The sequence below is a fragment of the Streptomyces sp. NPDC086549 genome (assembly GCF_044746205.1).
Taxonomy (GTDB): domain Bacteria; phylum Actinomycetota; class Actinomycetes; order Streptomycetales; family Streptomycetaceae; genus Streptomyces.
Genome location: NZ_JBIVBS010000004.1, coordinates 664,003 through 673,297, shown reverse-complemented (window position 1 = coordinate 673,297; position 9,295 = coordinate 664,003). Strand labels below are relative to the sequence as shown.

Here is a 9,295-nt window from a genome sequence, read left to right as displayed (position 1 = left end):
ATTAAAAACTGCGGGATGAACACCACGAGAGCGGTGCGAGAGGAGGAATAGTCCCCTCGCACACAGCGTCCTCGCTGTGTTATTTCAAAGGAACCACGTCCCAGTCATGATGACCGGAGACGGGGTATCAACATATCTGGCGTTGACTTTTGGCACGCTGTTGAGTTCTCAAGGAACGGACGCTTCCTTTGTACTCACCCTCGCGGGCTTTCCTCCGGGCGCTTCCCTTCGTTTTTGCGTTTCCGACTCTATCAGACCTTTTCGCGATCCGATTTCCTCGGCGCTTTCCAGGTTTCCGCTCTCGCGTTTCCCTTTCCGGCGGTTCCGACTTTATCAGAAGTTCTTGGCCGGTCTGACCAGCCGCTCATTTCTGAGTAATTCGGAGGTGCTTCTCGGAGTTGTGACTCCACAAGAAGCAGATAGATTCAAGCAACTACCCTGGAGCTGTCCAGCTCTCTAGGCAACTGTTTGAATCTACCTCCCCGCTCGCTCCGTGTCAACGGCTCTCGTGGGGCGAAGAGGAGACTAGCAGCTCAAGAGGCGTGCACGCACATCAGGCGGCCATCGGGAGTGTGTCGCTGCGCTCGGCGGCCACGAGGTCGCCCGTGTCACCGGCGCGTGCGGCACGGCCGCCCAGGACATAAACATAGGCGAGGAAGGCCAGCTCAGCGACGACTCCGATGCCTATGCGGGCCCACGTGGGCAGGCCCGACGGGGTGACGAACCCTTCGATGGCGCCGGAGACGAAGAGGACCAGGGCGAGGCCGATCGCCATGCCCACCGCGGCGCGGCCCTCTTCCGCGAGGGCGATGCGGCGGGTGCGGGGACCCGGGTCGATGACGGTCCAGCCGAGGCGCAGTCCCGTACCGGCCGCCACGAACACCGCGGTCAGTTCGAGCAGGCCGTGCGGGAGTACCAGGCCCAGGAAGGTGTCGAGACGGCCGGCCGACGACATGAGACCGAGGCCGACGCCCAGGTTCAGCATGTTCTCGAAGAGGATCCAGAGGACCGGAAGGCCGAGGAAGACTCCCAGGACCAGGCACATCGCGGCGGCCTGCGCATTGTTCGTCCACACCTGGGCCGCGAAGGAGACGGCCGGATGGCTTGAGTAGTACGTCTCGTACTCGCCGCCCGGGCGGGTGAGCTCGCGCAGTTGGTTCGGAGCCGCGATGGACGACTGCACCTCGGGGTGCGTACCGATCCACCAGCCCAGGAGGACCGCGATGGTGGTGGACACCAGCGCGGTGGGTACCCACCAGTGGCGCGACCGGTAGACCGCCGCGGGAAAGCCCTGCCCCAGGAAACGCGTGACGTCACGCCAAGAGGCACGGCGGGTGCCGGTCACGGCACTGCGCGCGCGTGCCACGAGCTGGCTGAGCCGTCCCGTCAGCTGTGGGTCGGGGGCGCTGGACTGGATCAGGGAGAGATGGGTGGCGGTGCGCTGGTACAGGGCGACGAGTTCGTCGGCCTCCGCGCCGGTGAGTCGGCGCTGGCGGTGGAGCAGGGCGTCGAGGCGGTCCCACTCGGCTCGGTGGGCGGAGACGAAGACGTCCAGGTCCATCGGGTCTGCCTGCTCCTCGGCTGCTCATCGACTGCTGGTCGAGGCTGTCAGCTTGTCGTACTGGGGCGCGATGCGCCCACAGCTTGGCAGACTTGCGGTTCACGGGGCAGACCAGGGGAAGGACGGCGGGCGTGAGTGAGCTGGTGACGGGCGAGGCGGTGGCGCTCGAGTTGCGCCCCGCGAGGCTGCCCAGCAGGGCACTGGCGGTGTTGCTCGACCTGCTCGTGGCGATGGCGGCGTACATCGCCGTGGCCACCGCGGTGGCGGTGTCGACGGCGTCCTTGGACGAGGCGGCTCAGCTCGCGCTCTCGATCGCGACGTTCCTGCTGGTGCTGGTGGGCGGGCCGATCGCGGTGGAGACGCTCAGTCACGGCCGTTCGCTGGGGAAGATGGCATGCGGGCTGCGCGTGGTGCGGGACGACGGCGGGCCCATCCGCTTCCGGCATGCGTTGGTGCGGGGTGCGATCGGCGTGGTCGAGATTCTGCTGACCTTCGGGGTCGTCGCCTGTATCGCGTCGCTCGTGTCGGCGCGCGGGCGGCGGCTCGGGGACGTGTTCGCGGGGACGTTGGTCGTACGGGAGCGGGTGCCCGTCGGGCAGACCGGCTTCGTTCCTCCGCCGCCGCCCTGGCTGGTGGGGCGCTTTTCGGGGCTCGATCTGTCGGCGGTCCCCGACGGTCTGTGGCTTGCCGTCCGTCAGTACCTGACGCGCATGCAGCAGCTTGATCCGCAGGTCTCCTCGGCGATGGCGGAGCGGCTCGCGTCGGAACTGGCGGCTCGCACCGGTGCTCCGGCACCGCAGGGCGTGCCACCGGCGGCGTATCTGGCGGCGGTGGTGAACGAGCGGCAGGCACGTGAGGCCCGGCGGGCGTTCGGCGGAGGCCCGGCCGCGGGCGTGCCGTTTGCGGGAGCCGTGCCGGTTGCCGGGACCGCACCGGTCATGTCGAGTGTCCCGGTTCCCGGGCACGCGCCGGTCACCGGTGGCGTCCCGATGGGGTCTCCCCCCGGAAGCCCGGCCGGCGCTCCGGCCCCTGTCGACCGGCCCGTGTTCCCGCAGGACGAGCCGCTTGCCGACCGCCCGACCACCGGGTTCGTGCCACCCGTATAGCTTGCGCGGCGGCTTCGGTGCCCGGAGCGCACACGGCCGCGCTCGCTCCGGTCGCGTCAGCCGAAGACCGACGGGGGCGACTGCAGGTCCTCCAGCTCGATACCGGGCGCCGCGAGGACCACGTCGCCCGCGATGTGCACCGTGTGCCGCTCGCCGGTGTCCAGGGCTGTGACCTGGTATTCGTCCACGGTCAGGGGGCCGTTGTCAGTGGCGTGTGTTTCGCTGTTCACCAGAGCCCAGGACTGGTCGACGGTGCGTGGGGCGAGGACCGGGTCCGTGAAGGCCACGAGGCGTACGCGGGTAGCGGCGGCGGAAGGGGTGAGGCGCAGGAGACGGGCGGTGGCGACGAGGAACGCGGGGGACGTGCCGGTGAAGGCGTGAGCGCGCACATTGCCTTCGGTGGCACGAGTGCCGGTGGGGTCGGTACGGACCCAGGTGACGCCGTCGAGAGCGGCGCCGCGCACCTGCCAGCCGCCCGCGTGAAGTTCGAGGCGGATCGGGCGGCCGAGGTCGTCGAGGGCGAGGTCGACGGAGCCGGTGTGGTCGCCCGAGGGGGTGGTCAGCTGGGAGACGTAGCGCCAGCCGGACGGGCCGGGGGCGCACTGGAAGTGCTCTTCCGCGAGGGGGGTGTGATCGTGCGGATCGTGGAGCGAATAACGGCCGCGGGGCATGGGGGTCCTGGGTCTTGACGGGCTGGTGGTCCGGTCACCTCGACGGGCCGCTCCGGCCGGTGTGACGGCCGGTCGGCCAAAAGGGGCAGGCCCCCGGCACGGGGGTGCGGGGGCCTGCCTCGGAGGACCTGCCGCCGGGAGGAGCGCGTCAGTGCACGGACGTGCTCCCACGGAGAGCGGGGCTGCGGACTCAGTAGCGGTAGTGGTCCGCCTTGTACGGGCCCTCGACCTCCACGCCGATGTACGCGGCCTGCTCCGGGCGCAGCGTGGTCAGCTTCACGCCGAGCGCGTCGAGGTGGAGGCGGGCGACCTTCTCGTCGAGGTACTTGGGCAGCGTGTACACGCCGATCGGGTACTCGGACTGCTTCGTGAACAGCTCGATCTGGGCCAGGGTCTGGTCCGCGAAGGAGTTGGACATCACGAACGAGGGGTGACCGGTGGCGTTGCCCAGGTTCAGCAGGCGGCCCTCGGACAGCACGATGATCACCTTGCCGTCCGGGAAGGTCCAGGTGTGGACCTGCGGCTTGACCTCGTCCTTGACGATGCCCGGCACCTTCGCCAGACCGGCCATGTCGATCTCGTTGTCGAAGTGGCCGATGTTGCCCACGATGGCCTGGTGCTTCATCTTGGCCATGTCCGCGGCCATGATGATGTCCTTGTTGCCGGTCGTGGTGATGAAGATGTCGGCCTTGTCGATGACCTCGTCCAGGGTCGTGACCTGGTAGCCGTCCATCGCCGCCTGCAGCGCGCAGATCGGGTCGATCTCGGTGACGATCACGCGGGCGCCCTGGCCGCGCAGGGACTCCGCGCAGCCCTTGCCCACGTCGCCGTAGCCGCAGACGACCGCCGTCTTGCCACCGATCAGGACGTCGGTGGCGCGGTTGATGCCGTCGATGAGGGAGTGGCGGCAGCCGTACTTGTTGTCGAACTTCGACTTGGTGACCGCGTCGTTCACGTTGATCGCCGGGAACAGCAGGACGCCGTCGCGCTGCATCTCGTACAGGCGGTGCACGCCCGTCGTGGTCTCCTCGGTCACACCACGGATCTCCGAGGCCAGCTGGGTCCACTTCTGGGGGTTCTCGCCCAGGGTGCGGTGGAGCAGCTGGAGGATGACGCGGTGCTCGTCGGACTCGGCGGTCTCCAGGGCGGGGACCTTGCCGTCCTTCTCGTACTCGACGCCCTTGTGGACGAGGAGGGTGGCGTCACCGCCGTCGTCCAGGATCATGTTCGGGCCGCCGGTGGGGCTGTCCGGCCAGGTCAGCGCCTGCTCCGTGCACCACCAGTACTCCTCCAGGGTCTCGCCCTTCCAGGCGAAGACCGGGATGCCCTGCGGGTTGTCGGGCGTGCCGTTCGGGCCGACGGCGATGGCGGCCGCGGCGTGGTCCTGGGTGGAGAAGATGTTGCAGGAGGCCCAGCGGACCTGGGCGCCCAGGGCGGCCAGGGTCTCGATGAGGACCGCGGTCTGCACGGTCATGTGCAGGGAGCCGGTGACACGGGCGCCGGCGAGGGGCTGGGCCTCGGCGTATTCCTTGCGGATCGCCATCAGGCCCGGCATCTCGTGCTCGGCGAGGGTGATCTCCTTGCGGCCGAACTCGGCCAGGGAGAGGTCGGCGACCTTGAAGTCCTGTCGGTTGTCGACAGTCGTCATTGCGAGCTGCTCCTCGGGGTTGGGTCGAGGTGGGTACGGCTGGTCTGCGCGGCGGCGGACACAGGGGTGCCCGAAAAGAGGACACAGGCATGCCCACGTGCGCGCAGCGCAGTCCGTCGGAGGCCCTCTCTCCCTCGGTCGGTCCGCTGTGGGACCGCCCGACCGCCATCAGCAGCGACGTCTGGCTCCGTCCCAAGCTACACCGGAGGAGCCGGACGTCCCCAGTCCACCGTCGAACAGATCGCGCCGATCACGGGGCGCGAACGGCGGCCGGACGGGCCGCCGAGGGTCGTTTCGTGGTCTCCGGGGCGCGGCCGGGCACGCACAGGGACGAGGTCCGGCGCGGTGACGTCGTGGTGTTCTCGGCGCCGGAGCGGTACAGGTCCGACGGGATCCTGATGCAGCGGCTCATCGGTGTGGGCGGCGACCGCGTGACGTGCTGCACTCGGGTGGGGTCTCAGGCGCGGGTGACCGTGAACGGGAAGCCGATCGACCACCGGGCGGATTCGATGGACTCGCGCTTCTTCGACTCGGATCACGGTGGGACGGTGCCCCTGTGGGCGGTCCGGGGCCGGGTGACGGACGACCGTACGGGCCCCGCCCTGTTCGGTACGGCCCTGCTCCTCGGGGACGTCCTCGTCCCTGGGCGGTACGGCGGCGGAAAGCGGCGCAGGTGCCGCCTTCGCCCTGGCCGGCGCAGCCGGTCCGATGGTGACTGGGTGACGGTGACGACAGCCGACGGGGCCCGCCGAAGTGCCGGCGGGCCCCGTGGTCGTAGGGAAACTCAGTGGTCGTGGCGGAGCTCAGTGGCCGTCCGCATGTGGCGTCGGCCCGCCCGGGGTCGCCTCGGGGTCCGGGCCCTTGGCGGCCTCGACCTCGCTGTAGATGTCGGGTTCGAGGTAGATCACGCGGGCGATCGGGACGGCGGCGCGGATACGGGCCTCGGCGGCGTTGATCGCGTCGGCGACCTCGGCGGCCGTGTCGTCGTGCTGGACGGCGATCTTGGCGGCGACCAGCAGTTCCTCCGGGCCGAGGTGGAGCGTGCGCATGTGGATGATGCCGGTGACCGTGTCGCCGTCGACGATCGCGGCCTCGATCTCCTTGATCACGTCGAGGCCCGCGGCCTCGCCGAGCAGCAGGGACTTGGTCTCGGCGGCCAGGACGAGGGCGATCAGGACGAGCAGGACGCCGATGCAGACGGTACCGATGCCGTCCCAGACGCCGTCACCGGTGAGCAGCGCGAGGCCGACGCCGCCGAGGGCGAGGACCAGACCGATCAGCGCGCCGAAGTCCTCCAGGAGGACGACCGGCAGCTCGGGGGCCTTGGCGCGGCGGATGAACTGCGCCCAGGAGAGCTTGCCGCGCAGTTCGTTGGACTCCTTGATGGCCGTCTTGAAGGAGAAGCCCTCGGCGATGATCGCGAAGACGAGGACGCCCACCGGCCAGTACCAGTGCTCGATGTCGTGCGGGTGCTCGATCTTGTCGACGCCCTCGTAGATGGCGAACATGCCGCCGACCGAGAACAGGACGATGGAGACCAGGAAGGCGTAGATGTAGCGCTCGCGGCCGTAGCCGAAGGGGTGCTGCGGGGTCGCCTCGCGCTGGGCCTTCTTACCGCCGATGAGCAGCAGGAACTGGTTGCCGGAGTCCGCGAGCGAGTGCACGCCCTCGGCGAGCATCGACGACGAGCCGCTGAACGCGAACGCCACGAACTTCGATGCCGCGATCGCGAGGTTGGCGCCGAGTGCCGCCACGATCGCCCTGGTGCCGCCTGACGCGCTCATGTGTCCGCGTTGTCCCTTCGCCTTCGTCCGTCTACGCCGCCGGGCAGGCCTTCCCGTTGCCTTTGCCCGCCCTTTGCCGGTGGGCCATTCTTGCAGCCCTGCCCGGCGGCGGTGCGTCAGGCATCCACAAGCCCGATCAGATGATCACACTTGCCCGGAAGACCGTGCCGGCCCCGGACGCCTCGGCCTTTTCGTCCGCCGGGACGAAGACGGACTGGCCGGGACCCAGCTCGTGCTCGCCGACCTGCACGGAACCCGCCGTGCAGAGCAGGATCTGCGGGGTCGGGAGGGTGAGGTCGTGGGCGGCGCCGCCCTCGGGGAGGACGTAACGGGACAGCCGGAACTCGTCGACGGGGGTCTCGTAGACCTCCTCGCCGTCGGGGGACGCCTCGGGACGCAGGACGCCGGGGTCGCTCGGCTCGAAGCGGACGATGCGGAGCAGTTCGGGGACGTCGACGTGCTTGGGGGTCAGGCCGCAGCGCAGGACGTTGTCGGAGTTGGCCATGATCTCGACGCCGAGGCCGCTCAGGTAGGCGTGCGGGATGCCGGCGCCGAGGAAGAGGGCCTCGCCGGGCTGGAGACGGACGTGGTTGAGCAGCATCGCGGCGATGACGCCCGGGTCGCCCGGGTAGTGGTGGGCGAGGTCGGCGTAGGGCGCGTAGTCACCGCCGAGACGGGTGCAGTCGGCCGTCACCTGGGCGACCGTGTGAGCCATCTCCTCGGGGTCGGCGGTGAGGACCGCGGTGAGCACCTCGCGCAGGGCCGCGTCCTCCGGGTGGGCGTGCAGCAGGTCGACGTACGGCTTGAGGGAGTCGACGCCGAGGCCGTCGAGCAGTTCGGCGGTCCGGAGCGGGTCACGGAAACCGCACAGGCCATCGAACTCGGTGAGCGCGCATATCAGTTCGGGCTTGTGGTTGGCGTCCTTGTAGTTGCGGTGCGGGGCGTCCATCGGGACGCCACGGCGCTCCTCGTCGGCGTACCCCTCCTTGGCCTGCTCCAGGTCGGGGTGCACCTGGAGGGAGAGCGGGGCGCCGGCCGCGAGGATCTTCAGCAGGAAGGGCAGGCGGGGGCCGAACTTCGCGACCGAGGCCGGTCCGAGTTCCTTCTCCGGGTCCGCGTCGATGACCTCGACGAGCGTGCCGCGCGCGGTGCGCGAGGGTGCGCCCGGGTGTGCGCCCATCCACATCTCCGCCTGCGGTTCGCCCGTCGGCTCGACGCCGAGGAGCTTCGGGATGGCGGTGGGGGAACCCCAGGCGTAGGGGCGGACGGTGTTGTCGAGGCGATCCATCAACTTCTCTGCTTCTCTGCTTCCGGCGCGCCGCTCTCGTTCCGGAGCGTCGCGCGTACGGCGGTCAGGGCGTCGAGGTCAAGATCAGGCTCTCGAGGCGAGCGACAGGTAAACGGCGGCGAAATCCGTGATGGCGATCAGCTCCGCGAGGGTCTCGATCTCGTCGCCCGGCTCGGGTTCCAGCTCGCTGATCGGCGTGTCGTGGCTGAGGGCCAGATCACGGGCGGCCGGGGCGGCGGTGAGTCCGCCGATCGGGCGGTTGCGGAGCAGCACCACGCGCGCGTGCAGCGCGGGGCGCTCCTCCACCCGGTCCCGGAAGAAGTCCTCGGAGTCGGCCTTGGCTGCCAGGGCGCCGGCGAGCAGGGCACTGTGTGCGGCGAGCGCCTCGGGGAGTTCCTCGACGAGGGCGGGACGTCCGGCGAGTTCGGCGAGGACGGCGGAGAAACGGCGGCCCGCGGGACCGGCCGATGCGCCCTCCGTCCAGATGACGGGGAGCGCGTCGGCGAGCTCGGCGGCGAGGGTCTTGGCGGGGTTGCTATAGGTAACGATGGCCGGGCCGCAGCGCTCGGCGATGTGGTCGAGCCGGTCGGCGGCCTTCTCCAGGGCCTCCGGCGGCGCGTTGAGCAGGCCGATGCGGTCGAGAAGCGCGAGCAGCGGGGTGAGCAGCGCCCACAGGACGCCCGGGGAGGACGCTGCGAGGGGCTCGTCGTGGTCGTACGGTGCGGTCGCCATCGGTACGAAGAGGCCGTGGGCGCCGTCGACCGCTTCGTGGAGCGGGGTGCGGGCGGGGGCGACGGCGGCGACCGAGCAGCCGCGGCGGTAGGCCTGGTCGACGAGCAGGGAGAGGCTGGGTTCGGTGCCGTCCGGGGTGGCGATCAGGAGCAGGTCCACGGAGCCGGCCCAGCCCGGGAGCTCCCAGCGCAGGGCGCCGGCCGCGGGAGCGACGCCGGTGGGGGCCAGACGGGTGACGGGGCTGCCGGCGCCGGCGAGTGTGCCGAGCAGGTCGGCGGCGTGGGTGGCGGCGGCGCCGGGCCCGGCGATCAGGACGGCGCGGGGCCTGCCGTCCGGTTTGAGGTCGCCGACGCCGGCCTCGATGGCGTGCCGGGCCGCGGTGCGGACACGGGCGCCTGCCTCCGCGGCGCCGCGCAGGAGGCCTCGTTGGTCGGCCTCTGCGAGGCCTTCCGGGGTGTCGAGCAGCGATTCGTCGAGCATGGGCGGCAGCCTCCGCTTCGCCGGG

General features: G+C 70.4%; 7 protein-coding genes and 1 pseudogene. 2 read left to right on the top strand and 6 right to left on the bottom strand.

Annotation, left to right across the window (positions count from 1 at the left end):
- Positions 1–553: 553 nt before the first annotated feature.
- The gene (locus ACIPSA_RS17940; RefSeq protein ID WP_402635386.1) at positions 554–1,561 is read right to left on the bottom strand and encodes a stage II sporulation protein M; all 1,008 of its coding nucleotides are present in this window, start codon (positions 1,559–1,561) and stop codon (positions 554–556) included.
- A 131-nt stretch (positions 1,562–1,692) separates the two neighbouring features.
- Here ACIPSA_RS17940 and ACIPSA_RS17935 point away from each other — a divergent pair, with 131 nt between their 5' ends.
- Positions 1,693–2,667 carry an RDD family protein gene (locus ACIPSA_RS17935; RefSeq protein WP_402635383.1) on the top strand — a complete coding sequence of 325 codons (975 nt, stop codon included), beginning with the start codon at positions 1,693–1,695 and terminating at the stop codon, positions 2,665–2,667.
- A gap of 56 nt (positions 2,668–2,723) precedes the next feature.
- Here ACIPSA_RS17935 and ACIPSA_RS17930 read toward each other — a convergent pair whose 3' ends face one another.
- Together ACIPSA_RS17930 and ahcY are read right to left on the bottom strand one after the other, a co-directional pair.
- On the bottom strand, positions 2,724–3,338 hold the full coding sequence (locus ACIPSA_RS17930; protein ID WP_402635380.1) for a hypothetical protein: 615 nt from the start codon (positions 3,336–3,338) through the stop codon (positions 2,724–2,726).
- A gap of 190 nt (positions 3,339–3,528) precedes the next feature.
- Positions 3,529–4,986 carry an adenosylhomocysteinase gene (gene ahcY / locus ACIPSA_RS17925; protein ID WP_402635377.1) on the bottom strand — a complete coding sequence of 486 codons (1,458 nt, stop codon included), beginning with the start codon at positions 4,984–4,986 and terminating at the stop codon, positions 3,529–3,531.
- An 89-nt stretch (positions 4,987–5,075) separates the two neighbouring features.
- On the opposite strand from ahcY, the pseudogene ACIPSA_RS17920 reads away from it, so the two are divergent.
- Positions 5,076–5,420 (top strand): annotated as a pseudogene (locus tag ACIPSA_RS17920) (S26 family signal peptidase); the annotation flags it as partial.
- Between the two features lie 369 nt (positions 5,421–5,789).
- Here the strand turns inward: ACIPSA_RS17920 and ACIPSA_RS17915 are convergent.
- The 3 genes from ACIPSA_RS17915 to ACIPSA_RS17905 all read right to left on the bottom strand — a co-directional run bounded on the left by ACIPSA_RS17915 (position 5,790) and on the right by ACIPSA_RS17905 (position 9,270).
- A complete protein-coding gene (locus ACIPSA_RS17915) occupies positions 5,790–6,770 on the bottom strand; it encodes a cation diffusion facilitator family transporter (RefSeq protein WP_402635374.1) in 981 nt (326 codons plus the stop codon).
- Between the two features lie 136 nt (positions 6,771–6,906).
- Positions 6,907–8,058, bottom strand: a complete 1,152-nt coding sequence (manA, locus tag ACIPSA_RS17910; protein WP_402635371.1) for a mannose-6-phosphate isomerase, class I — start codon at positions 8,056–8,058, stop codon at positions 6,907–6,909.
- 84 nt (positions 8,059–8,142) lie between these two features.
- The gene (locus ACIPSA_RS17905; RefSeq protein WP_402635368.1) at positions 8,143–9,270 is read right to left on the bottom strand and encodes an SIS domain-containing protein; all 1,128 of its coding nucleotides are present in this window, start codon (positions 9,268–9,270) and stop codon (positions 8,143–8,145) included.
- Positions 9,271–9,295 lie beyond the last annotated feature (25 nt).